Source organism: Kitasatospora sp. NPDC034035 (assembly GCF_055575755.1).
The window spans coordinates 11,451-35,473 of sequence record NZ_JBVISA010000041.1 but is presented as its reverse complement, the minus strand read 5'-3'; the positions used below and the strand labels follow the sequence as shown (position 1 = coordinate 35,473).

Here is a 24,023-nt window from a genome sequence, read left to right as displayed (position 1 = left end):
ATGGCGGGTGAGCCGGCGCAGGCCGCCTCGCGAGCCGGAACGACCACGGGGGCGTCTTCCACCAGCACGGTGGAGGGTGCCCTCGCGGCGCTTCCGGGGCCGCGCGCCGAGGAGAGCGGGTTCGAGCTGCTCTGGCAGCAGGTGGTGGCGGAGATCGGGCGAGCCCGTTCGATCGACCTGATCTGCCACATCTGCCCGGACGGCGACGCGCTGGGTTCCTCGCTGGCGGCCGCGCTGGCGCTGCGCGCGCTCGGCAAGCAGGTGCGGGTCTCCTTCGGTGACGACCCGCAGATCGTGCCCGAGTCGCTGTCCTTCCTGCCCGGCCAGGAGCTGATCGTGCCGGCCGCCGAGGTGCCGGACGTGCCCGAGCTGGTGCTCTGCTTCGACGTGGCCGCGGAGAGCCGGCTCGGCCTGCTGCACGACAAGGCCTTCGCCGCGCCCGTCCTGGTGGTGTTCGACCACCACGCCTCCAACCCGGGCTTCGGCACCCACCAGCTGATCGACCCGGCCGCGCCGGCCACCGCCGTGCTGGTCGACGAACTGCTGCGCCGGCTCGGCGTCGAACTCGACCGGGACCTGGCCACCTGCCTCTACACCGGCGTCGCCACCGACACCGGCTCGTTCAGGTACCGGGCCACCACGCCCGCCACCCACGAATTCGCCGGCCGGCTGCTGGCCACCGGCATCCGGCACGACCTGATCTCCCGGCAGTTGTGGGACACCTCCTCCTTCGGCTACCTCAAGGTGCTCGCGGGCGCGCTCGACCGGGCCGTCTACGAGCCGGAGGCGGCCGGCGGCCTCGGCCTGGTGTGGACCTGGGTGCCGTACCAGGACCTGGCGCTGTTCAGCGTCACGGTCGAGGAGATCGAGGGGCTGATCGACATCCTGCGCCGCCCGGCCGAGGCCGAGGTGGCGCTGGTGCTCAAGCAGGACCCGGACGGCACGCTACGCGGTTCCTCGCGCTCCAAGGGGGCGGTGGACGTTGCCGCGGCCTGCGCCGAACTGGGCGGCGGGGGGCATGTCTACGCGGCCGGATTCAGCGTCCGGGAGGACGTGGCCGGCGTGGTCGAGCGGTTCCGGGACGCGCTGCGGCCGGTACGTTGATCATCTCCTGACGTTTTCCGACGCTTTCAGGTCCGACGCTTTGAGAGAAAGAACCCGATGAAGCGCAAAGGCACCGGCCCGGACGGCCTGGTGATCGTCGACAAGCCCGAGGGCATCACCTCCCACGGGGTCGTCGCCAAGATGCGGTGGCTGGCCGGGACCCGGAAGGTCGGGCACGCCGGCACGCTGGACCCGATGGCCACCGGCGTACTGGTGATCGGTGTCGAGCGGGCCACCCGGCTGCTCGGCCACCTGATGCTCACCGCCAAGACGTACGAGGCGACCGTCCGGCTCGGCCAGACCACTGTCACCGACGACCGGGAGGGCGAGGTCACCGCCTCGACCCCGGCCGACGCCGTCACCCGGGAGGCGATCGACGCCGGGATCGCGGCACTCACCGGCGAGATCATGCAGGTGCCGTCCAAGGTCAGCGCGATCAAGATCGACGGCAAGCGCTCGTACGCCCGGGTGCGCGAGGGCGAGGACTTCGAACTCGCGGCCCGGCCGACCACGATCCACTCCTTCACCGTGCACGAGCAGCGCCCGGCGGTCGCCGAGGACGGCACACCGGTGATCGACCTGGACGTGACCGTCGAGTGCTCCTCCGGCACCTACATCCGGGCGCTGGCCCGGGACCTGGGCGCCGGGCTGGGCGTCGGCGGGCACCTGACCGCGCTGCGGCGCACCAAGGTCGGGCCGTACGGGGTGGAGTCGGCGCGCACCCTGGAGCAGCTCGAGGCCACCGTCACCGGCGACTCCGCCACGGGGCTGGAGGTGCTGCCGATCGCGGAGGCCGCGGCGGCCGCCTTCCCGCGCTGGGACCTGGACGAGGCCTCGGCGCAGAAGCTGTCGCACGGCTCCCGCCTCAAGGCGCCCGGGCTGGGCGTGGACGGGCCGATCGCGGTGTTCGGGCCGGACGGGCGCTTCCTCGCCCTGGTCGAGGAGAAGGACGGGCAGGCGAAGCCGGTCGCGGTGTTCGTCGGCTGACCGCCCTTGGCGCCGCCGTCGGCTGACGGCCCGCAGTGCCGCTCGAGATCCCCCGTCGGGAGTCCTCCCGACGGGGGATCTCCGCTTTCCGGGGGCCCCATCACTCGACCGGGAAAGGTCACCCGCACGAGGGAGCGCGCGAGGTGAACGCCCGTGGTGAGCGGCGTGGGCGCGGTCGGGGCGCCGCCCCGGCGGGCAGGCTCCCGGCGGTGGGCGAGCGACGGGCGAAGGGGCACTCATGCCGGGGTTTCTGGAGGGCGATCCGGGGCGGTACCTGCTGCGGATCCGCGACCTCAACGGGCGGCTGCACGGCTTAGGGTTCGTCGCCGACCCGCAGGGCGGGGTGCTCACCGCGCACGAGAGCGTGGCCGGGCTGGACCGGGTCGTCCTGCACACCCCCGGCGGACAGACCAGGGTGCTCGGCCCGGACGCCGTCCTGTTGCTGCCCGAGCACGGGCTCGCGCTGCTGCGCACCGACGCGGTCGGCGGGCTGCCGGTGCCGCCGCTGCCGGTGGCCGCCCTCGGGGGCGGGCACGAGGTGCTGCTACCCGCGCTGGCGGGCGAGGACGGCCGGGCGGTCGCACTGCGCTGCGGGCTGCTCGGGGTCACCGGCGCCGGGTACGGCGGGCACCGGCTGTGCGGGGTGCTGCTGCTGGACGTGCCGGTGGTCGGCGGCGTCGTGGTGCCGGCCGGCTCGCCGGTGCTGGACGCCCGCAGCGGGGCGGTGGTCGCGCTGGCCGCGCCCGCCCTCCGGGGCCCGCAGCACGGCGGGGCGCTGCCGGCGGTGGCGGCCGGCGGTGGGGTGGAGGTCGCCGAGGCCTTGGCCGGGCTGCTGGCCCGCAACGCGGCGGCCGTGCCCGCGTACGGGCCGGCGCTCAACCTGGCCGGGGTGCTGCGGCTGACCGCGGCCCAGCTCGCGGCCGCCGGCGCCGGACCGGGGCGGGTGGCCGGGCTGGCCGCGGACCGGGTGGACCGGCCGGACGGCCTGGCCGGGGACGAGCCGGCCGCGACCGTCACCGCGCTGGTCGGTGCCCCCGGCAGCGGGCGCTCCACCGAACTGGCCGCGCTGGCCGCCCGCCGCTCCGGCGGCGCCCACCCGCTGCCCACCCTCTGGCTGCGCGGCGCCGACCTGCGCGCCGAGGACCGTTCGCTCGCCGAACCGGTGGAGCGGGCGCTGGCCGCGGCGGCGGCCGAACTGGGCACCCCGGCGCCCGCGCCCGAGCCGGTGGCGGCGCTGTGCGCGGCGGCCGGGCGGGCGCTGCTGGTCGTCCTGGACGGCCCGGAGGAGGCCCCGGCGCGGCTGGACGCGCGCTGGCTGCGCGGCGCCGGGCAGTGGCTGACCGGCTGCGGGGCGCGGCTGCTGACCGCCTGCGGCGAGGAACTCTGGGAGCGGCTGGCCGCCGAGACCTGGGGGAGCGGCACGTTCGGCGCGGGCCGCGCGGAGGAGGCGCACCCGGACGGCGACCTGAGCAGCGCCCCCACCGTGCGGATGGACGGCGGCGGCCCGGGCGGGCCGAGCCTGGCCGGGCACCGGCTCGGCCCGCTGCCGGTCGAGGCCGCCGAGCGGGTGCGCCGCCGCTACGGGCTGCCGCCCGGCCGCCCGGCCGCCGCCGAGGACGCCCGGCACCCGCTGGCCGTCCGGCTGGCCGGGGAGCTGTGGGCCGAGGGGTTGCATGACGGGCCGGTGCGCCGGGGCGAGCTGTTCGGCGCCTTCCTGGACCTGCGCTGCCTGCGGGTGGCCCAACGGCTGGCCGAGGACGGCCGCCCTCGCCGCCCGGGCGCGCACCGCCGGGGCGCTGCCCGACCGGTGGGACCGCGCCACGGGCGGGTGCGCCGGCTCGCCGCGGCGGTGGCGGGCCGGGTCCACGAGGCGGCCCGGCGGATGCTCGGCAGCGAGCCGGGCGGGCTCGGCCGGGCCGCCTTCGAGGAACTGTTCCCGGTCGACGGCGGCTGGGCCACGGCGGTGCTCGCCGAGGGCCTGTTCGTGCCCGCCGGGCCCGGATACCGGTTCGCGCACGGGGAGTTCGCCGACTGGTTGCAGGGCCTGCACCTGGACCTGGACGCGGCGCTGCGGCTGCTGCTCGGCGAGGCCGAGGACACGCCCCCCACGCCCGCCTCGCCCCCCACGCCCGCCGACGCAACGGTGGGGCCCGGCCGGGCCGCGGGGGCGAACACCGTCCCCCGGCACCGGATCGGCCCGGTCGTCGCCGCACTGCGCCGGGTGGCCGAGACCTGGGGCGCGCCCGCCCTGGACCCGTGGCTGCACCGGATCTGGCGCGCGCTGGACCTGCGCCCGCCCGGCAGTGAACCCGCCTGGTGGGCGGGGCGGCTGCTCACCGCCGGCCTGGCCGCCAGCCCGGACCGGGCCGAACACCGGGCGCTGCTCGACCAGTTGGCCGGCCGGATCGCCGAACGGGCTGCTGCGGCGGGCGGGGCTCCGGGTGGGGCGGCGGTCGGGGCGGCGGCGCTCCCGGCCGCCGGGCTCGGCCGCTTCGGCCCGGCGTTCTGGACCGGCCTCGGCCTGCCGCTCGAGGCCGAACTCGCCCTGCTGCGAACGCTGGTGGCGGCCGACGGCCCCGGGCAGCGGTTCCTCGGCGCGGTGGCGGAGCGGCTGCGGAACGATCCGGTCGCGGTGTTCCCGCTGCTGTGCGCCTGGTTCGACGACCCGCGCGGCCTGCCGGGCCGCCCCGGCTGCACCGTCGCCGACCTCGCGCACGACCTGCTGCACGCCCACCGCTGGCTCGCCCTGGACGAGTTGGCCGACGCGCTGGCCGACGCCGCGCACCCGAGGGCCGACGCGCTGCTCACCGTGCTCGCCGCCGAGGAGCCGTCCGCGCTCTGCCGCGCGGTGGACCGCTGGAGCCACGACCGGCGGCCCGAGCGGCATGTCGCGGCCGCCGTGCACGCGCTGCGGACCGCCCCGTACGCGACCGGGGCCGCGGCCGAACTGCTGAGGTTCACCGCGCTGACCCTGCTCGCCCGCGAGGACGAGCCCGGCCTGCACGGCGCGGCGCTGGCCCTGCTGGTCGGCGACCCGGCGACCCGGGCCGAGCACCTCCCGGCCGCGCTCGCCCTGCACCGGGCGGGCGGTGACGCCTTCCTCACCCCGAGGGCGCTCGCCCCGGCCCTGGAGAGCGACCCGGAGCCCGTCCTGGCCGCACTCGCCGACCGGCTGGCGGCGCCCGGCACGGCCACCGCCGAGACGCTGCGGGTGCTGGCCGACGCCGCCGCCCCGGTGGCCGTCCGGCGGGGCGCCGAACTGGCCGCCCGGCTGCTGCGCGCGCACCCGGGGCTGGCCGGCCCGGTCGCCGTCGACTACCTCGGCCGCCGGCTGGCGCGCACCGCGGCCGTCGGCCCGGCCGACCGGCTGCAGCTGCGGGTGCTGCTCGGCACCGCGCTGGCCGCCCGGAGGGCGGCGGTGCGGCGGCCGTTCGCCGAGGCGCTGTCCGTCCCGGTGGCCGACCCGGCGGCGGACGCGCTGCGCTGCGAGCTGCTGGACATCCTGCTCGCCACCGAGGCCGACCCGGTGGTGCTGGCCGCCGTCGTGGAGCGGCTGGCCGAGCACTGCGCGGCCGAGAATCCGGCCCGGGCCCGCGCGGTGCTGGCCCGGACGGCCGCCGCGCTGCCGGGTTCCGACGAGTTGCTGGTGCGCTGCGCCGGACGCTCCGCGGCCTTCGCCCGGCTGCTCGCCCGGTGGCCGCGCGACGCCGCCCCGACCGCGCCGGACGGCCCCCGGCTGGCCCGGATGCGGGCCCTGACGGCGGCCGGACGGGACCCGCAGTACGCCGCCGCGGAGGCCGAGCGGACCTCGCCGGAGCGGGTCGTACGGCCGCCGGTGCGCTCAACCCGTATTCCGGTGCCTGAGCCGGGGCAGGCGCATGGCACGCTATAGGGGTTCGGGTTTTGAGCGTTTGAGCGTACAGAGGGTACGCGCCGTACGGAACAAGGAGCGGTCAGGTGCAGCGCTGGCGTGGCCTGGAGGAGATCCCCGGTGACTGGGGACGCAGCGTCGTCACCATCGGCTCGTTCGACGGGGTGCACCGCGGGCATCAGCTGATCATCGGACGGGCGGTCGAGCGCGCCCGCGAACTCGGCCTGCCCTCGGTCGTGGTGACCTTCGACCCGCACCCGCGTGAGGTCATCCGCCCGGGCAGCCACCCGCCGCTGCTCGCGCCGCACCCGCGCCGGGCCGAGCTGATCGCGGAGCTCGGGGTGGACGCGGTGCTGGTGCTGCCGTTCACCACCGAGTTCTCGAAGGAGTCCCCGGAGACCTTCGTCCGGCAGGTCCTGGTGGACGCGCTGCACGCGCGGGTCGTCATCGAGGGCCCCAACTTCCGCTTCGGGCACAAGGCCGCGGGGGACGTCGCGCTGCTCGCCGAGCTGGGCCGGGCGGACGACTACGAGGTCGAGCTGATCGACCTGCAGGTGTGCGGCACGGCCGGGGACGGCCAGCCGTTCTCCTCCAGCCTGACCCGCCGGCTGGTCGAGGCCGGGGACATGGCGGGCGCCAACGAGGTGCTGGGCCGCCCGCACCGGGTCGAGGGCGAGGTGGTGCGCGGCGCGCAGCGCGGCCGCGAGCTGGGCTTCCCGACCGCCAACGTCGAGACCGTCCCGCACAGCGCGGTCCCGGCCGACGGCGTGTACGCGGGCTGGCTGACCGCGGACGGCGAGCGGATGCCGGCCGCGATCTCGGTCGGCACCAACCCGACCTTCGACGGCACCGCCCGCACCGTCGAGGCGTACGCCATCGACCGGGTCGGCCTGGACCTGTACGGGCTGCACGTCGCGGTGGACTTCCTGGCCTACCTGCGCGGGATGGAGAAGTTCGACTCCATCGAGGCGCTGCTGGACCGGATGGCCGACGACGTCAAGCGCGCCCGCGAGCTGACCGACGGGATCTGACCGAGCGGAGCGAAGCTTCGGCAGGGGCGCCTGAGCCCCGGTGACGCCGGAAGGGCCCGCCGACTGGTGTCGGCGGGCCCTTCCGTGTCGTCACTGCTGGGGTGCCTGCGGCGGGTAGCCGTAGCCCGGCGGCGGGGGCCGGTACCCGTCCGGCTCGGCGGGCGGGGCGGGCACCGGCGGCTGCCCCTGGGCGGACGGGTAGCCGTAGCCCGGGTTGGGCTGTGGAGCGCCCTGCTGCGGCGGCCAGGGCTGCTGCTGCGGGTAGCCGTATCCGGGCGGGGGCGGCGGGGCCTGGCCGGGCTGCGGCGCCCACGGCGCACCGGGGGCGGGCGGCGGGGCCTGCGCGGCCTGGCCCTGGTAGGGCTGCGGCTGCGGGGCCTGCGGCTGCTGCCAGGTGGACTGCTGGGCGGCGGCCTGCTGGGCCCGGATGATGTCCTCGCCGACCAGGGTGGCCAGCTCGAAGTACGCCTCGCGGACCTTGGGCCGCATCATGTCGAGGTTGACCTCGGCGCCGGCCGCCAGGCTCTCGTCGAACGGCACCACGACCACGCCGCGGCAGCGGGTCTGGAAGTGCGCGACGATGTCCTCGACCTTGATCATCTTGCTGGTCTCGCGAACCCCGGAGACCACCGTGATGCTGCGCTGCACCAGATCCGCGTAGCCGTGCGCGGAGAGCCAGTCCAGGGTGGTCGAGGCGCTGGAGGCGCCGTCCACGCTGGGGGTGGAGACGATGATCAGCTGGTCGGCCAGGTCCAGCACCCCGCGCATCGCGCTGTACAGCAGGCCGGTGCCGGAGTCGGTCAGGATGATCGGGTACTGGCGGCCCAGCACGTCGATGACCTGGCGGTAGTCCGAGTCGTTGAAGGTGGTGGAGACCGCCGGGTCGACGTCGTTCGCCAGGATCTCCAGGCCCGAGTTCAGGTCCTGCGAGGTGAACTGACGGATGTCCATGTAGCTGCGCAGGTGCGGGATGGCCGTCACCAGGTCGCGGATGGTCGCGCCGGTCTGGCGCTTGACCCGGCGGCCCAGGGTGCCGGCGTCCGGGTTGGCGTCGATCGCGATCACCTTGTCCTGGCGCTCGCTGGCCAGGGTCGCGCCGAGCGCGGTGGTGGTCGTCGTCTTGCCGACCCCGCCCTTGAGGCTGATCACGGCGATCCGGTAGCAGCTCATCACCGGGGTGCGGATGATCTCCAGCCGGCGGGCCTTCTCGGCCGCCGCGGCCTTGCCGCCGAACTGGAACCGCGGCTGCTGGCGCTGCTGCTTGGGCTGGCTGCGCAGCAGCCGGTCCGAGGACAGCTCGACGGCGGCGGTGTAGCCGAGCGGCGCGCCGTGCGCGGTCTGCTGCGGGGCGGCGGACTGCTGGAACGCGGCGGGCTGCGACGCCGGCGGCTGCTGCTGCCACGGCTGCGCGGGGCCCGGCGGCTGCGCCTGCTGCGGCTGGACGGGCTGGCCCGGGAGCGGCTGGCCGGGCTGGGGCTGCGCGGGCTGCGGCTGGCCCGGCTGCTGGTACGCGGCGGGCTGCGGCCACCCACCCTGGCGCGGGTCCACCGGGCCGGGCTGCGGGGCCGGAACAGGCTGCGGGGCCGGGACGGGCTGCTGCTGGGCGGCGGGGGCAGGCTGGGCCTGGGCCGCCGCCTGCTGGGCCGCCCACGCGGCCTGCGGATCCCAGGCGGCCTGCTGGTCCTGCGGGCTCTGGGGGTTCTGGGGGTTCTGCGGCGGGACCGGCTGGGCGGGCGGCTGCGCGTACGACTGCGGCGGGACGGGCTGCCCCGGCTGCGCGGTCGCGGGGGGCATCGGGGCCGCCGGGTACGGCTGGGGCGCGGGCGGCTGCGCCAGGGCCTCCGCCGTCGGCCAGGCCGGGGCGGCGGGCTGCGGCTGCTCGGGGGTGGGAACGGGCGCGGGAACAGGCGCGGGGGAGGCCGTCGGGAACGGGACGTGCTGGGCCTCGGCCTGCACGGGCGCCGGGGCGGCGGCAGGCGCGGCGATCGGCGCGGCCTCGGCCGTCGGAGTCGGGACCGGGGCGGCCGTCGGATCCTGGGCCTGGTACGGGGCCGGAGCCTGGACCTGCGCCGGAGCCTGCGCCGCCACCGGAGCCGGGGCGGCCGGGTACGCCGTCTCCGCAGCGGGCGCGGGCATGGACTTGAGCGCGTCGGCCGGACCGGCGGCCGGGCTCACCGGTGCCGCCGCCGAGGCCGTTGGGGCCGCCGCGGCCATGGGAGCCGTCGGAGCCGCCGGGGCCTCCGTCTGCACGTACCAGGACGGGGGAGTGTAGTCAGGCGCGTCCGACCAGTCGTCGTCGTCCTCTGCCGCGTTGTCGCCGACGTAGACGCCGTCCCGATCGCTACTCACTCTGGCTCCCTCGTGTTCGCCGCCGCTTGTTCAGCGGTGCCGTTGCCGCATCAAAGACTAGGCCGTACGGCAACCCCCGTTGAAGGCGGCTTCGGTTCCGCGGCGGCCCGCCGGGTGCGGCGAGCCGCGGCTCAGTCCGTCCGGTCAGTCCATCCGGCGCGGGCCGCCGAGCACCTGCTGCTCGGCCTGTCCGGCCACGGCCCGTACGTACTGGCGCCGCATCCGGGTCGCCCACAGGGTGAGGTCGTCGCCGAGGGTGGGCAGCGTGGCCACGTCCTCCGGCGGGAGCGACAGCACCCGGCCGGTCAGTTCCGCCTCCTGCGGGGAGATCCGCTGCACGCCGACCAGGTCGGCCGCGTTGAGCACCCGGGCGGCGTTCGGGCCCAGGTACGGCAGCAGCGTCAGGGTGGTCTGCCAGGGCGCGGCGGAGAGCCGGCTGCGCGGCGGACGGGCGCCGAGGTCGCGCACCACCAGCACCGGCGAGGCCACCGAGGCGCCCTGCGGGCCGAGCCTGCCGACCTGGTGGATCGTCACGCACGGCTGCCCGCCGCCGGCGGCCTGCGCCATCGGGCCCCACAGCTGCCCGCGGGCGGTCTCCACCGCGACCCGGGCGCCGATCGCGGCCGCCCGCAGCGCGATGACCTGCGCCGTCCACATGCCGCCGACCAGCACCAGGTCGTACGCGCTGGGGCGGAAGAGGCCGAGCACCGCGGGCAGTCCCTGCGGGTCGACGCCGATGACCACGCCGTCGTCGCCGACCGGGAAGGCCAGCGCGGCGAGGTCGGCGGGTTCGAGCACGTGCTTCTCCCGGCGCGGGCCGCGCAGCCCGAAGCCGGGCAGGATCCGCGGCCGGGTCCGGCGCTGCTCGGCGCCGGGCTGCGGGCCGACGGCGGGATAGCTCTGGTACGCCATCAGGACGCTCCTCCCAGCGGCAGGGTGGCGAGCATGCCGGGGGCCTGCTCCAGGTCGAGCCGGACGAGGCCGAGGCCGGCGCTCTGCGCCCGGGTCTCCACCTGGCGGCCGACCTGGCCGACCTCGCTCTCGCTGCGCCCGGTCACCCGCAGGTGCCCGCTGACGGTCACCGAGTCGCCGGTGCCGTGTCCGGCGGTCAGGCTGAAGGTGCTGGCCAGGGCCGGGGATCCGGTCATCAGGTTGACCAGGTCCGGTGCGGCGATCCGGCCGGGGGCGCCGCCGGGGCGGCTGAGCTGCGGCCAGCGGGAGATCCAGTAGGTGGTGTGCCAGCGGTCGTCGATCCGCCAGAACCGGTTGCCCTCCTGGGTGCGGCGGTTGGTGCCGCCGCCGCTGCCGGTGCCCTGGCGGCCGGCTACCGCGATCGGGTTGGCGCAGGCGGAGATGGACAGGGCGGCGATCAGCTCGCGCTCGTCCAGCACGGTCGCGTTGAAGCCGGCGCTGTTGAGCCGGCCGGCCAGCTGGTCGGTCACCCGCTGCAGCGCCTTGCGGGCGCCATCCTCGCCGCCGCCGCGGGCCCGGACGGCGGTCGCCGCGCGTTCCGGGTCGAGCTTGAGGGCGATCCAGGTCAGCCGCAGCCCGGGGGTGGAGGTGCCGTCCGGCAGCTCGCGGTAGGCGCGGGCGGCCAGGGACTGCTCGGGCAGGTGCGGGGCCGGGGCGGGCTGGGTGTGCTGGACCAGCTGCACCGACTCCAGGGTGATGTCGTCCACCGTGAGGGCCGAGCAGATCACGTCCAGCGGCAGCGGCAGCGCGGTGCGCACCGGGCGCAGCGGCTGGTCCTTGGCCTGGACGAGCAGGACCGAGCTGAGGAAGGTGCCGTCGCCGACCATTCCGGTCTCGCGGCGCACCGGGCGGCCGCCGAACTCGGCCTCGGTGGCGTGGGTGCAGGTGCGCAGCCCCGGTTCGAGCTCCAGCGCCGGCGCCAGTGCCGGGTCGGTGCCGGCCGGCGGCAGCAGCGTACGGGCCTGCTTGCGGCGGGACTTGAGGGCGGAGCGCACCCGGAGCAGCTCGGGGATGGTACGGCCGCGCACCGGGATGGCGGCGAGGACGAGCAGCACCAGCGCGACCGCGCCGAAGCCGGCCGCGACCGGGCGGCTGATGGTCCAGCCGACCGCGACCAGTGCCACCGCGACCTCGACCAGGACGAGCTGCTGGAGCTTCAACCGGCCGCCGAGCAGCCCGGGTCGGGGATTGACGCGGACCTGGACGGCACCGCCGCCACCCGCGTTCGGCGGTGACTGGACGGGCCCCGCCTCGGCGGCTCGGCCGCCGCGCTGCGGCCGGCCGGACCGGCGCGACCTCCCGCCGCCCGCGCTGCGCCGGCGTCCTGGAGCGGTCTGGCTTGGCATCCCCCGGTGGCCCTCTCTGATCCTTTGTCGCGGCCCGGCTGGCTGGTTCGCGGACCGTACCCGTACCGTACTCACCGTCTGCTGCCGCATCGTAGAGGGTTCGCACCGGTTCGCGCCCGGCGGGTGGACCACGGGGCAGGTCGGTCTGACAACGTCCGACAACGTCTGACTAGGGGGACGACGAGGATGGCATCGCGCCGGGACGAGCTCAACGCGTACACCTTCGCCCGCAAGCGAACGGTGGGCGCCTTTCTGCTGCCCGCCGGCGGCGGGAGTGACGAGGACGCGCCGCGTCCGGTGAAGGCGGTGCTCCCGAGCATCCTGGCCGGCGCCGTGGTCGTGGCCGGGTTCGGGGTCTGGGGGGTGTTCAAGCCCAGTGCCCCGCTGAAGTGGGACGACGGCAAGAACATCATCCAGGGCAAGCAGTCGACCACCCGGTACGTGGTGCTGACCGACCCGGACGGCACGACCAAGCGGCTGCACCAGGTGCTCAACATGTCCTCGGCGCGGCTGGTGCTGCCCGTCGACGCCAAGGTCGTGGTGGTCGACGACGGGGTGCTCGACCGGTACCCCAACCACGGTCCGACCATCGGTATCCCGTACGCGCCGGACAAGTTGCCGACCAAGGACAACGCGAGCCAGTCGATGAAGTGGGCGGTCTGTGACCGCCCGGGCTCGGACGAGAAGCAGGAGACCGTCAACCAGGCGGTGTTCGTGACGGCCGGCCCGGACGCGGCGACGCTGGCGGCCAAGGACCGGATGCTCGGCCCGGACCAGCTGATGCTGGTGCAGCAGGCGGACGAGCAGCAGGTTTCGGCCGCGCCGGCGCCGGGTCAGCAGGCCGCCTCGGGGGCGAAGGTCTACCTGGTCGACGCGCAGGGCCGCAAGCACGAGATCGGCTCCCCGCAGTCGGACGACAAGGAGCGCAAGTCGCTGATCACCGCGGTCTTCGGGCCCAACGCGGTGCCGCAGCGGGTCAAGCGGGACTGGCTGGACACCCTGGTCAACGGCACCCCGATCACCTTCCCGCAGATCGCGGAGATGGCCGACAGCCCGAACCCCAACTCCACGGTGCAGCTGGGGAACGCCGCCGACCGCCGGATCGGCCGGCTGGTGCACTACCAGGACCGCCAGTACGTGGTCGGCAAGGACCGGCTCTTCCTGGTCACCCCGTTCCAGGCGGAGCTGATCCGGCAGAACCCGGCGTTCCAGATGCTCTACAAGTACGACCAGGACAAGAAGCCGCGCAGTGACGAGATGACCCCGGCCGACCAGTCCCAGGTCGGCAGCGAGACGCCGCTGCCGGGCACCGTGGCCGACTGGCCGATGAAGTCCGGTGCGCCGGTGAACAACTGGCAGGACCGCCAGGGCGCCCGGCTGGTCGTGTGCAGCACCTTCGACGGCGTCGCCGAGGACGGCAAGACGCCCAAGCGCAGCGTCTGGGCCGGGACCTCGTACCCCGCGCAGTACAACAACGGTGCCGGCGCCGCGTACGTGACGCCCGGTCACGGCCTGTTCTACCGCGCGCTGAACAACACCACCGGCGGCTCCGGCACCGACTTCCTGATCACCGAGACGGGGCTGCGGTACGCCGTCCCGGCCAACGGTGACGGCGGCCGCGGCGCCACCCCCGCGCCGGGTGCGCAGCCCGGCCAGAGCGGCGCCCCGAAGACGCCGGCCCCGCAGCCGGGCACCCCGACCCCGGCGTCGCCGGACCAGCAGTCCGGCCAGCAGCCGGGTCAGCAGCAGGACGAAACCGGCGGCAACCAGGCCCGGTTGGGCTACCAGGGGATCCGGCCGCTGCCGGTGCCGCACGAGTGGTCGGACCTGGTGCCGGCCGGCCCGCCGCTGACCGCGAAGAGCGCCGTCCAGCCGCAAAACGCCTGACCGGCCAAGCGCGGCAAAGGAATTGGCCGCAGTGTCATGGTCTGGTAACTACTCAGTGCTCGGTGTTGGGCGAGCTGCGTGTGCCGACTACAGTGCTGCTGGGCATCACACAGGTGATGCGGCGGTGGGGCCCTTCGGGGCTCTCCGTGTACGCAATGTTGTCTCATGGGGGACGGTGGAGCATGGCTCAGGGTCAGTTCACGATGACTGCTCAGGAGATGCTGGCTTTCGCCAATCAGATCGAGCAGGCGATCGGCAAGATCGAGGCTGAGAAGAACAAGCTGAACAGCACGGTCACGGGCATCACCAGCGGCTGGCAGGGTCAGGCGGCGACCGCCTACACGAACCTGCAGAACCGGGTCAACGGGGACATCGCGAAGCTCAAGGAGTCGCTGTCCGCGATCAAGCACGCGATCGAGCAGACCACCAAGCACTACGCGAGCACCGAGGAAGAGCAGAAGGCGATGTTCGCCGACTCCCAGGGCTGATCGCCGCAAGCGCGCTGATCACCGGTCTGTTCCGAACCGCCGCTCGGCGGGGTGTCCGCCACTGACCGCGGGACGCTCCGCACCCTCGTCAAGGGAGACAACGTGTCCGACCACATTCTCGTCAACTTCGAGACCGTTCACCACGCCGCCGAAGAGGTCAAGGCCTCGGCGGCCCGCATCGAGCAGCTGCTGAGCGACCTGAAGAAGGACGTCACCCGCATCGCCCAGAGCTGGCAGGGCAAGGCCCAGGAGGGCTACAAGGTCCAGCAGGCCAACTGGGACTCGGCGGCCAACGACCTGCACTCGGCCTGCACGCAGATCGCGACCTCGCTGGAGAACGCCGCGCAGAGCTACCGGACCACCGAGGACAGCAACGCCAAGCTCTGGCACTGACCAGGCGTTCCCCCAGCGGGAACGACAGGGGGCGGGTACCCGGACTCCGGGCACCCGCCCTTCGGCGCGTGGCACGGGTAGACGACATGAGGGGTGGCAGGGTGTCCGGACGCGGGTACCGGAAGACGGCTGCGGCACTGGCCGCGCTCGCGGTGCTGGGCGGCCCGCTCGCCGCCCCGGCGTACGCCGACAGCGGAACCGGGCTGGCCGCCGCGGGCGACTGCCCCAAGAACGCGCCCGACGTGCAGACCGTGCCGTGGTCGCTGCAGCGCCTGCTGCTGGACGAGCTGTGGCAGGGCGGGCGGACCACCGGCAAGGGCGTGTTGGTCGCGGTCATCGACACCGGTGTGGACGACCGGAACCCGCAGCTGGCCGGAAAGGTCGTGCAGGGCTCCAACCTGCTGGTCGACAAGGAGACCAAGCAGCCGGTCGGAGGCACCGCCAAGGACGACCCGGTCGGCCACGGCACCAAGGTGGCGGGCATCATCGCGGCCGGCCGCAACGACAAGACCGGGTTCGTCGGCCTGGCCCCCGACGCGCAGATCTACTCGATCCGGCAGAACGACAGCGAGGGCAACGGCGACGTCTCCACGCTCGTGAAGGCCATCCAGGAGGCGGTCGCGGCCAAGGCCAAGGTCATCAACATCTCCCAGGACGTGCGCGGCGCGGGCGACGCCCACTTCGGCGGCTTCCAGGAGCTGAAGGCCGCGATCCAGACCGCCGAGCAAGCCGGCACCGTGGTGGTCGCCTCCACCGGGAACGACGGCAAGGAAGGCGACACCTACCCGGGCGCCTTCCCGACCGTGCTGGCCGTCGGTGCCTCAGACCGCAACAACGAGCGCGCCCCGTTCTCCCAGTACGGCTCCTTCGTGAAGGTCGCCGCGCCCGGCGTCGACATGCTCTCCACCGTGCCCGGGAGCGGGCAGTGCGTGGACAACGGCACCAGCTTCGCCGCCCCGTACGTCTCCGGGCTGGCCGCGCTGCTGTTCGGCGCGCACCCGGGCTGGTCGCCGGCCCAGGTGCGGGCCTGGATCGAGCAGACCGCCCAGCGCACCCAGCGCGACCCGGACCAGTTCGTCGGCTGGGGCGTGGTGGACCCGGTCAAGGCCGTCACCACGGCCCCCGACGACGCGCCGTCCGCCCCCACCCCGGACGCCCCGGTGCAGCTCGCCTCCGCGCCGATCGTGCCGCGGCCGGTCGGCCTCGGAGAGACCCAGGCCGACCGCGACGGCCGCACCGCGACGTACGTCCTCGGCGTCGGCGCGCTGCTGGTCGCCCTGCTGATCGGTGGCGGCGTGGTGCTGCGCGACCACCGGCGCAAGTCCGCCGACCGAGCCGGACGCGACTGACCCGGGCGCGGCCGATCGTGCCGCGGCCGATCGGGGCCCCACCGATCGGGGCCCCACCGATCGGGGCCCCACCGATCGGGGCCCCACCGATCGGGACGTCTCGAAAGTTCCTCCGGAACGGCTGTAACACCGCCGCCCGCCCACCGCATCGATGAAGTGTCAGGGAGGGCGGACCGCGGGGGGCAGCGCGCATGGGGTGGATCGGGGCGGGCCGGGAGGCCAAGGACGCCGAGTTCCTGGAACTCGTCGCAGGCCGCACCGGCCACCTGTACCGCTCGGCCTGCCTGCTCACCAGCGGTGACACCCACTACGCCGAGGACCTCGTCCAGGAGGCCCTCGGGCGGATGTACGTGCTCTGGCGGCGCAGCGCCTTCACCGGCGGCCGGGACCGGATCGCCAACCCGGCGGCCTACACCCACACCGTCATGGTGCGCACGTTCCTCGCCCAGCAGCGCCGACGCTCCAGCGGCGAGCGCCCCACCGACGCCCTTCCGGAGGCGGCGGGGCAGGACACCGACAGCAGCCTGCGGCTGACCCTCCTCGACGCACTCGGCCGGATGCCGCCCAAGGACCGCGCCGTCCTGGTGCTGCGCTACTGGGAGGACCGCAGCGTCGAGGAGACCGCCGACGTGATGCGGGTGTCCTCCGGCGCCGTCCGGACCCGCACCACCCGGGCGCTGGCCCGGCTGCGCACCCTGCTCGGCGACTCACTGGGCGAGCTCGCCACCCGCTGAGGGCGGTGGCGGTCGGTGGCCCTCCCGGGGCGACGTGGCGGTCGGTGGCCCTCCCTTTCAAATACTGCCCGTGACGCAAGGAGACGGTGAACACCCATGCCCGAGCCGGACAAGTTCGAGGACGATCTTCTCTACGCCCTCACCCGTACGGGTGAAGGCTTCCGCACCGAGCAGGCCGAGCTGGTCGCGGGCGGCTACCAGCGCGGGCGCCGCCGCTGGCGCCGCCGCTCGACCGCCGCCGTGGTGGGCGGCGCGGCCGCGCTGGCCCTGGTGGGCACCGGCGCGGTGTACCTGGCCGGTGCTCCGGGGGCGAAGGGCGCGGGCACCGTGGCCGCGGCCTCCGCCCCGACGGCCGCCGCCGGCAGTGGCAGCGGAAGTCCTGCGGCCACGCCGACGACGGCGGGGTCCTCGGCCCCGACCGTGATCAGCGGTGACGAGGTGCTGGCGACCTTCCGGGCCCTGCTGCCCAAGGGCGAGACCACCGACGCGAAGGGCCGCGGCACCGACGACGACAAGGCGAACGGCACCTTCGTCGGGGCGGACGTGGTCTTCGACGACGGCCAGGGCAAGTCGCTGGTCGAGATCGGCATCCAGAAGCACCGGCCCGGTCAGGGGCAGCCGCGCAGCTGCCCGACGGACTTCAAGCTCGCCCGGGTCGACTCCTGCGCCGTCACCACCCTGGCGGACGGCTCCCAGCTGATGCTCGAGCAGGGGTACGAGTACTCGGACAACCGGGCCGACACCAAGGAGTGGAGCGCCTCGCTGGTCGGTCCGGACGGCCGGGAGATCAACGTGAGCGAGTGGAACGCGCCTCAGGAGAAGGGCGCGCCGGACAGCCGCCCGACCCCGCCGCTCACCCTCGACCAGCTGAAGGCGATCGTCGTCGACAAGTCCTGGGACCGGGTCGTGGCGGCGGTCAAGTTCGACGGCATCGACGTGACGGCGGTCGACCCGGGCCTGTCGCTGGCGGACCGGGAGGCCGCCCTGGCCGGGCTGCTGCCCGCCGGGGTGACCGTGACCGGCCGCACCGGCAGCCCGCTGGTGGCCACCTTCCAGCTCGCGCAGGGCCAGACCACCGGCTCGGTGGTGCTGCGGGTGGAGAACTGGGCGAAGTCCGTGGACAACCCGGGGCAGCAGGCGTTCAAGGACGCGCTCACCCTGCCCGACGGCAACAAGGTGCTCACCAGGGGCGGCCCGGACACCAAGGAGAAGATGCCGCTGACGGTGAACGTCCTGCACCCGGACGGCACCGAGGTCATGGTCGCCCAGGGCCCGACCGGGAAGCCGCTGCTCACCCTGGAGCAGCTGAAGGCGATCGCCACCGGCGCCGTGTGGAAGGCCAAGAAGTAGCACTGGCCCGGAAGTAGCACTGGCCCGGAAGTAGCGGTGGCTCAGAAGGAGGTGGCGGCCTGAACGCGGCGGTGCCCCGGGCTGGGGGAGGCCCGGGGCACCGCCGCGTGGGGGAGGGGTGGGGGTCAGTCCTGCTGGTCCTCGGGGAGGCTGATCACCCAGCGGGTGTCCTGCCGGGGGCGCAGGTAGAACAGCCAGTAGAGGGTGGCGGCGGCGGTGATGCCGCCGGTCCACAGCAGGGGCTCGGTGTCCAGCTGGGTCATCACGTAGACCAGGACGGCGACCAGGACGACCGGGACGGCCGGCCACAGCGGCATCCGCCAGGCGGCGGCGTGCTTGTGGTGGCCGCGGCGGGAGAGCAGCGCGGCGATCGCGACCAGCAGGTACATCCCGGTGACGGCGACGCCGGTGATGTTGCTCAGCAGCTCGCCCTTGACGAAGCAGAGGGCGGCGCCGGGCAGGCCGACGGCCAGGGTGGCGACCCAGGGGGAGCCGAAGCGGCCGAGGGTGCCGAAGGCCTTGTTGACCGGCTCCGGCCAGGCCTTGTCGCGGGCGGAGGCGAACAGCACCCGGGAGTTCTGGATGACCATGACGATGCCGGCGTTGATGATGGCCAGCGCGACGCAGAGGCTGATGAAGGTGCCGACCGCGGAGTTGCTCCAGGCGGTGACCATGCCGGAGATGTCGCCGGAGGTCAGGGTCTGCAGGTCGGGGGCGCCCATGGTGATGGCGACGACCGGGATCAGGATGACGGCGGAGGAGATGCCGAGCGTCCACAGCACGGTGCGCGAGACGTTGCGGCGGGGGTTCTCCAGCTCCTCGGACAGGTAGACGGCGGTGGAGAAGCCCTGGGTGATGAAGAGGGCGATGCCGAGCGCGCCGACGATGGCGCCCACGCTCACCGTGGTGGTGGCGCCGTTGTCCCCGGCGACCACGCCGTGCAGCAGGCTGGGGGCGTGGCTGTTGGTGTGGGCGAAGCCGAGCACCGAGACCACGCCGGCCGCGATGACCTCGAGGACCAGGAAGATGCCGGTGATCCAGGCGTTGGCGCGCAGGTCGAGCAGGCCGGCCAGGGTGGCGGCCAGCATCACGGCGGCGCCGGCGATGGCCTTGTCCACGTGCAGGACGGGGGCGAGGTAGTCGGCGGTGCCGAGTGCGATGACCGAGGGGACGATCATCACCACGATCAGGGAGAGCACGAAGACCAGCCAGCCCGCCAGCCGTCCAGCCAGGGTGCCGACCATCGCGTACTCGCCGCCGGCGCTGGGGATCAGGGTGCCGAGCTCGGAGTAGCAGAACGCGACGGCGACGCAGAGCACGGTGCCGATGGCGATGGCCAGGGCGGTGGCGCTGCCGATGCTGGAGAACAGTTCCGGCACGATCACGAAGAGCGTCGACGCCGGGGTGACGCACGACAGCGTGAGCAGTGTTCCGCCCACGACGCCGATCGAACGCTTGAGCTGCTGGGGCGCGGCTGCCCCGGCCGCCGATGCGGCTACGGTCTGTGGCGGGCGAAGCGTGTCGGTCATGTGGCTTCCGATCGGCTCTGTGCGGTCTTTGGGGTGGGAGCGGTATCGCCTCCGCTGGCTGGTTGCTCGGGTCCTGGTCCAGTCGCTCCCGGGCCGCAATGGAACCTTGGGCGTATTGATCGCGTCAACGTCGGAACTGCTTCGGAATCCGTTGCGGCGGAGGGCATAAACATGCGATCCGATGATCACGTTCAGTCATTGCGTGCTATGTCCGACTTGTTACCTTGGCCCCATCGCGATTGAATCGAAGGTAAACAAAGCGTTGAAGGCTGAGATTCAAAGGCCTGGATCCGGGTGAACGGCAATACGCCCAGGCGCCTCTCTAAGGCGCGGCAACGCCCCGGCCGGGTGCGGGAACCGCAGCACCCGCCCGGAAAGATCTAGGTAACGTTTCAGCACCTGGGACGCCGAAGGGGTCGGACTCCTGTGAGTCCGACCCCTTCGATCACCGTCCGTGACGGCCGTCGTGGCTACACCACCGGCAGCCAGCCCGTCTGGACCATCTGCCCGGCGGTCGCGCGGCGTGACACGTACACCCCGCGGCCCGGCGGCAGTGCCTGCGGCTTGACCGTCCCCAGCAGCGCGCCCTCGTCCCGGTTCCCGGAGAGGATCACGCCCTGGCCGCCCAGCTCGCGCATCCGCTGCATCACCGGCTCGTACAGCGAGCGCCCCGCGCCGCCCGCGCTGCGGGCCACGATCACCCGCAGGCCGATGTCCCGGGCGAACGGCAGGAACTCGGCCAGCGGCGCCAGCGGGTTGCCCGAGCTGGTGGCGACCAGCTCGTAGTCGTCGACGATCACGAACATGTCCTTGCCGCTGTACCAGCTGCGGTTGCGCAGCTGCTCGGCGGTCACGTCCGGGCCGGGCAGCCGGCGGGAACAGGCCCCGCGGAGCATGTCCACGATGGCCGTCATGGCGGGCTGAGCGGCCGCGTACTCGACCAGGTACTCCGGCGGCACCGTGCCCAGCAGCGCGCGCCGGTAGTCGCCGACCACGATGCCCGCCTGGTCCGGCGAGTAGCGCTCGGTGATCTGCTTGATCAGCATCCGCAGTACCGCCGACTTCCCGGACTCGGTGTCGCCGAACACGATGAACAGCGGGTCGGTCTCGAAGTTGACGAAGGTCGGCGCCAGCTCCGCCTCGTCCACGGCGAAGGCCACGCCGCGCTCCGGGTGCTCGAAGCCCTTCGGCAGCGAGTTCCCGTCCAGGACGGCCGGCAGCATCCGCACCTGCGGGGCGCGCGGCCCGGACCAGGCCCCGTCGATCGCGCCGACCAGCCCGGCCACGCCGTCCTGCAGGTCGTCGACGCTGGAGGAGCCGTCCAGGCGCGGCAGGCCGGACAGGAAGTGCAGCCGCTCCGGGGTGACGCCGCGACCGGCCTGCGGCGGGACGTTCTGCGCCACCCGGCGGTCCACCTCGGACTCCATCGCGTCACCGAGCTTCAGCTCGGTGCGGTTCTGCAGCAGGTCCTTCAGCGCCGGGCGGACCTCCGCGTAGCGGGCCGCGGTGATGATCAGGTGGACGCCGTAGCCGAGGCCGCGCTGGGCGATGTCGCCGATCACCGGCTCCAGGCCCTCGAACTCCTGCTTGAAGGTGTTCCAGCCGTCGATCGCCAGGAACACGTCGCCGAAGGCCTCGTCCGGCAGCTGCCCGGCCGCCCGGCGGGCCCGGTACGTGCCGATGGTGTCGATCCCGGCGACCCGGAACAGCTCCTCGCGGCGGTTCATCACCCCGTGCACCTCGGAGACCATCCGACGCACCTTGTCCACGTCCAGGCGCCCGGCCACGCCGCCGACGTGCGGCAGCCCGGCCAGTGACTGGAAGCTGCCCGCCCCGAAGTCCAGCAGGTAGAACTGCACCTCGAGCGGGGTGTGGGTGAGGGCGAACGAGGTCACCGCGGTGCGCACCACGGTCGACTTGCCCGAGCGCGGGCCGCCCACGATCAGGCCGTGGCCGGCCGCCCCGGCGTAGTCGACCTCCAGGATGTCCGTCTTCTGCTCGCGCGGCTTGTCCACGATGCCGATCGGCGCCCGCAGCCGGCCCACCGGGTAGCCGGGGGCGGTCAGCCCGCGCTCCGGCGCGACCTGCAGCGGCGGCAGCAGGTGGTCCATGCTCGGCGCCTCCTCCAGCGGCGGCAGCCACACCTGGTGCGCGGCCGGGCCCTGGCCGGCCATCCGCTGGACGAACACGTCCAGCACGGTGTCCACCAGCGCGTCGTCCTGCTCGGGTACCTGCGGCGCCTCCTCCTCCACCGGGTCCGGCAGCTCCACGAAGGCCGCGGTGAACTCCACCGGGTGGGCGGCGACCCGCCGCCCGCCGGTCGACCGCTGCTGCCCCGGCGCCCGGTACGGCCCCGAGACGTAGGCGGCCTTGAACCGGTCCATCACGTCCTCGCCGAACTTGAGGTAGCCGACGCCCGGCACCGGCGGCAGGTGGTAGGCGTCCGGCACGCCGATCGCCGCCCGCGACTCGGCCGCCGAGAAGGTACGCAGACCGATCCGGTACGAGAGGTAGGTGTCCAGGCCGCGCAGCTTGCCCTCCTCGAGGCGCTGCGAGGCCAGCAGCAGGTGCACGCCCAGCGACCGGCCGATCCGGCCGATCTGGATGAACATCTCGATGAAGTCCGGCTTGGCGCTGAGGAGCTCGGAGAACTCGTCGATGATCAGCACCAGCGAGGGCAGCGGGTCCAGCGCCGCACCGGCCGCCCGGGCCCGCTCGTACTCGTGGATGTTGGCGTAGTTGCCGGCCGAGCGCAGCAGTTCCTGGCGGCGGTGCAGCTCTCCCTCGATCGCGTCGCGCATGCGGTCGACCAGGGTGAGCTCGCCCTCCAGGTTGGTGATCACCGCGGAGGTGTGCGGCATGTCCGCCATGCCGGAGAAGGTCGCACCGCCCTTGAAGTCGGCGAGGACGAAGTTCAGGATCTCCGAGGAGTGCGTCATCGCGAGCGCGAGCACCAGGGTGCGCAGCAGCTCCGACTTGCCGGAACCGGTCGCGCCCACGCACAGGCCGTGCGGGCCCATGCCCTCCAGCGCGGCTTCCTTGATGTCCAGGTAGACGTGCTCGCCGTTGGCGCCGACGCCGATCGGCACCCGCATCCGCTCGTGCTGGGCGCGCTGGCGCCAGCTGCGGTTCACGTCGAAGGAGCCCGGGTCGCCCGAGCTCATCATGTCGGTGAAGTCCAGGTTGGACAGCAGCGGCTCGTCGTCCCCGCCGGCCGAGATCCGGTACGGCGCCAACTGCCGCGCCAGCGCCTCGGACTGCCACACCGAGAGCAGGTCCGGCTTGCCGGTGTACGTCGCGCCGGAGGCCGAACGCAGCACCAGCTCCTCGGAGTTGACCGTCACCATCAGGTGCCCGCTGGGCTCGTCGACCTCGCCCGGGACCACCTCGATGACCGTCACGCCCTGGACGCCCTCCGGGCTCGCCAGCAGCGAGTCGTGCGGCACCCCGGCGCCGTCCATGACGACCACCAGGTGCGGCTGGTCCGCCGCGGGCGCCGCGTCCCGGACGAAGCGCTGGCGCCCGGCCAGCTCGTCCTGCAGCAGGACCTCCAGGTCACCCAGGTCGGTGGCGAACAGCCGGCGCGAGCCCGCGCCGTCGGCCTCCTTGCGGTGCTGGTTGTGCGGGAGCCACTTGGTCCACTCCCACTCCTCGGCCGCGCCGGGCGCCGCCGCGACGGCCACCATCAGGTCGTCCGGCGAGTGCAGGGTGGTCAACTGGGAGAGCATCGCGCGCACGTTGCCGTACACCGAGTCCGGGTCTCCGCACACCGTGATGTGGTAGAACGCCCGCAGCGACACCGCCAGCGGCAGGTCCTGCAGGGTGCCGTGCGCCTTCAGGAAGGAGTGCATGGCGGCCGCCGAAAGCGGCTCCAGCTCGTCCATCGGCGCGGTCTGCGGCGCCACCAGCGGCGTGGACAGCTGCACCGGCCCGAGGCCGACCCGGATCTGCGCGAAGTCGCCGTCCCCGGTGCGCCGCTCCCACAGTCGCCGCCCGTCCTCGACGATCGACCACAGCTGGTCCGGCGCCGGGTTCAGGAACAGCAGCGCGCCGCGCTGGCGCTCCGCCGTGCGACGCACCTGGCGGCGCGTCTGCTGCAGGTACTTGAGGTAGTCGCGCCGCTCGTCCGCCATCGCGGTCGAGCCGCCCTTGCGGGCCCGCACGATCTGGGCCAGCGCCATGCCGACCGTCGAGACGATCATCAGACCGCCCATGATCTTCATCGGGGCGGCCGCGCCGGGCGAGAAGAAGAACACCGCCGACCCGCCCATGCCGAGCATCGGCAGGATGCTCATCAGCCAGTCCTCGCCGCCCTGCCGGGGCAGTTCGGGTGGGCTCACCAGCTCCACCGGCTCGTCCGGCACGGTGGGCGGATACGCCCTTGCCGGTCGCTTGACCGTGATCACACCCATGTGTCATCCACCCCGCGGCGTCGATCGATCACTTCGGCATCAGCCCTCACGCGACTGCGTACGGTCCGTACGGGAATCCGGCGGCTGAGGACGCCCCACACAGCGCAGCCCCCGTACCTTCGCGCAGGCGCCGATCCTAACGGTCGCCCCCGCACCGCCCGCCAGGCCCCGGTCACCTGTCGAACGGGTAGGGTAACGCCGCGCCAACTCGCGGCCCGGCC

Annotated in this window: 15 protein-coding genes; 10 read left to right on the top strand and 5 right to left on the bottom strand. The window is 74.2% G+C overall.

Translation table 11 applies throughout. The annotated features are described in order from the left end of the window. From ACZ52J_RS37220 to ACZ52J_RS37205, 4 genes are all read left to right on the top strand, one after another. Positions 1–1,104, top strand: a complete 1,104-nt coding sequence (locus ACZ52J_RS37220; RefSeq protein WP_465625239.1) for a DHH family phosphoesterase — start codon at positions 1–3, stop codon at positions 1,102–1,104. 57 nt (positions 1,105–1,161) lie between these two features. Further along, positions 1,162–2,091, top strand: a complete 930-nt coding sequence (gene truB, locus ACZ52J_RS37215; RefSeq protein WP_465625237.1) for a tRNA pseudouridine(55) synthase TruB — start codon at positions 1,162–1,164, stop codon at positions 2,089–2,091. A 238-nt stretch (positions 2,092–2,329) separates the two neighbouring features. Beyond that, a complete protein-coding gene (locus ACZ52J_RS37210) occupies positions 2,330–5,983 on the top strand; it encodes a serine protease (RefSeq protein ID WP_465625235.1) in 3,654 nt (1,217 codons plus the stop codon). Positions 5,984–6,048: 65 nt separating this feature from the next. Then, a complete protein-coding gene (locus ACZ52J_RS37205; RefSeq protein WP_360505286.1) occupies positions 6,049–6,993 on the top strand; it encodes a bifunctional riboflavin kinase/FAD synthetase in 945 nt (314 codons plus the stop codon). A 90-nt stretch (positions 6,994–7,083) separates the two neighbouring features. On the opposite strand, the gene ACZ52J_RS37200 is transcribed toward ACZ52J_RS37205, so the two are convergent. The 3 genes from ACZ52J_RS37200 to eccE form a co-directional block, all read right to left on the bottom strand. Then, complete coding sequence (locus ACZ52J_RS37200; protein WP_465625233.1) at positions 7,084–9,342, bottom strand: MinD/ParA family ATP-binding protein; 2,259 nt, start codon at positions 9,340–9,342, stop codon at positions 7,084–7,086. Between the two features lie 144 nt (positions 9,343–9,486). Further along, a complete protein-coding gene (locus tag ACZ52J_RS37195; protein WP_360505282.1) occupies positions 9,487–10,254 on the bottom strand; it encodes a hypothetical protein in 768 nt (255 codons plus the stop codon). Further along, positions 10,254–11,660, bottom strand: a complete 1,407-nt coding sequence (gene eccE / locus ACZ52J_RS37190; RefSeq protein WP_465625230.1) for a type VII secretion protein EccE — start codon at positions 11,658–11,660, stop codon at positions 10,254–10,256. Before eccE ends, ACZ52J_RS37195 begins: the two co-directional genes overlap by 1 nt. Before the next feature lie 186 nt (positions 11,661–11,846). Between eccE and ACZ52J_RS37185 the strand changes: the two genes are divergently transcribed. The 6 genes from ACZ52J_RS37185 to ACZ52J_RS37160 all read left to right on the top strand — a co-directional run bounded on the left by ACZ52J_RS37185 (position 11,847) and on the right by ACZ52J_RS37160 (position 17,861). Further along, a complete protein-coding gene (locus tag ACZ52J_RS37185; RefSeq protein ID WP_465625228.1) occupies positions 11,847–13,547 on the top strand; it encodes a type VII secretion protein EccB in 1,701 nt (566 codons plus the stop codon). A gap of 203 nt (positions 13,548–13,750) precedes the next feature. Next, positions 13,751–14,035: a WXG100 family type VII secretion target gene (locus ACZ52J_RS37180; protein WP_360505276.1), complete on the top strand. Its 285-nt coding sequence runs from the start codon at positions 13,751–13,753 to the stop codon at positions 14,033–14,035. A gap of 102 nt (positions 14,036–14,137) precedes the next feature. Then, positions 14,138–14,428 (top strand): WXG100 family type VII secretion target, encoded by a 291-nt coding sequence (locus ACZ52J_RS37175; protein WP_465625226.1) that lies wholly within the window; start codon positions 14,138–14,140, stop codon positions 14,426–14,428. Between the two features lie 101 nt (positions 14,429–14,529). Then, positions 14,530–15,777, top strand: coding sequence for a type VII secretion-associated serine protease mycosin (mycP, locus tag ACZ52J_RS37170; RefSeq protein WP_465625224.1), 1,248 nt, complete (start codon positions 14,530–14,532; stop codon positions 15,775–15,777). 191 nt (positions 15,778–15,968) lie between these two features. Next, on the top strand, positions 15,969–16,511 hold the full coding sequence (locus ACZ52J_RS37165; RefSeq protein ID WP_360505270.1) for a SigE family RNA polymerase sigma factor: 543 nt from the start codon (positions 15,969–15,971) through the stop codon (positions 16,509–16,511). 96 nt (positions 16,512–16,607) lie between these two features. After that, positions 16,608–17,861 carry a hypothetical protein gene (locus ACZ52J_RS37160; RefSeq protein WP_465625222.1) on the top strand — a complete coding sequence of 418 codons (1,254 nt, stop codon included), beginning with the start codon at positions 16,608–16,610 and terminating at the stop codon, positions 17,859–17,861. A 125-nt stretch (positions 17,862–17,986) separates the two neighbouring features. Here ACZ52J_RS37160 and ACZ52J_RS37155 read toward each other — a convergent pair whose 3' ends face one another. Further along, a complete protein-coding gene (locus ACZ52J_RS37155; protein ID WP_465625220.1) occupies positions 17,987–19,390 on the bottom strand; it encodes an APC family permease in 1,404 nt (467 codons plus the stop codon). 470 nt (positions 19,391–19,860) lie between these two features. After that, positions 19,861–23,802, bottom strand: a complete 3,942-nt coding sequence (gene eccCa, locus ACZ52J_RS37150; protein WP_465625218.1) for a type VII secretion protein EccCa — start codon at positions 23,800–23,802, stop codon at positions 19,861–19,863. Positions 23,803–24,023 lie beyond the last annotated feature (221 nt).

Excerpts from the sequence above, each read along its gene's own strand:
- ACZ52J_RS37160 (WP_465625222.1), top strand. The coding sequence starts at position 16,608 with ATGCCCGAGCCGGACAAGTTCGAGGACGATCTTCTCTACGCCCTCACC.
- eccCa (WP_465625218.1), bottom strand. The coding sequence starts at position 23,802 with ATGGGTGTGATCACGGTCAAGCGACCGGCAAGGGCGTATCCGCCCACC.
- ACZ52J_RS37195 (WP_360505282.1), bottom strand. The coding sequence starts at position 10,254 with ATGGCGTACCAGAGCTATCCCGCCGTCGGCCCGCAGCCCGGCGCCGAG.
- ACZ52J_RS37180 (WP_360505276.1), top strand. The coding sequence starts at position 13,751 with ATGACTGCTCAGGAGATGCTGGCTTTCGCCAATCAGATCGAGCAGGCG.
- truB (WP_465625237.1), top strand. The coding sequence starts at position 1,162 with ATGAAGCGCAAAGGCACCGGCCCGGACGGCCTGGTGATCGTCGACAAG.
- ACZ52J_RS37185 (WP_465625228.1), top strand. The coding sequence starts at position 11,847 with ATGGCATCGCGCCGGGACGAGCTCAACGCGTACACCTTCGCCCGCAAG.
- eccE (WP_465625230.1), bottom strand. The coding sequence starts at position 11,660 with ATGCCAAGCCAGACCGCTCCAGGACGCCGGCGCAGCGCGGGCGGCGGG.
- ACZ52J_RS37210 (WP_465625235.1), top strand. The coding sequence starts at position 2,330 with ATGCCGGGGTTTCTGGAGGGCGATCCGGGGCGGTACCTGCTGCGGATC.
- ACZ52J_RS37220 (WP_465625239.1), top strand. The coding sequence starts at position 1 with ATGGCGGGTGAGCCGGCGCAGGCCGCCTCGCGAGCCGGAACGACCACG.
- ACZ52J_RS37165 (WP_360505270.1), top strand. The coding sequence starts at position 15,969 with ATGGGGTGGATCGGGGCGGGCCGGGAGGCCAAGGACGCCGAGTTCCTG.
- ACZ52J_RS37155 (WP_465625220.1), bottom strand. The coding sequence starts at position 19,390 with ATGACCGACACGCTTCGCCCGCCACAGACCGTAGCCGCATCGGCGGCC.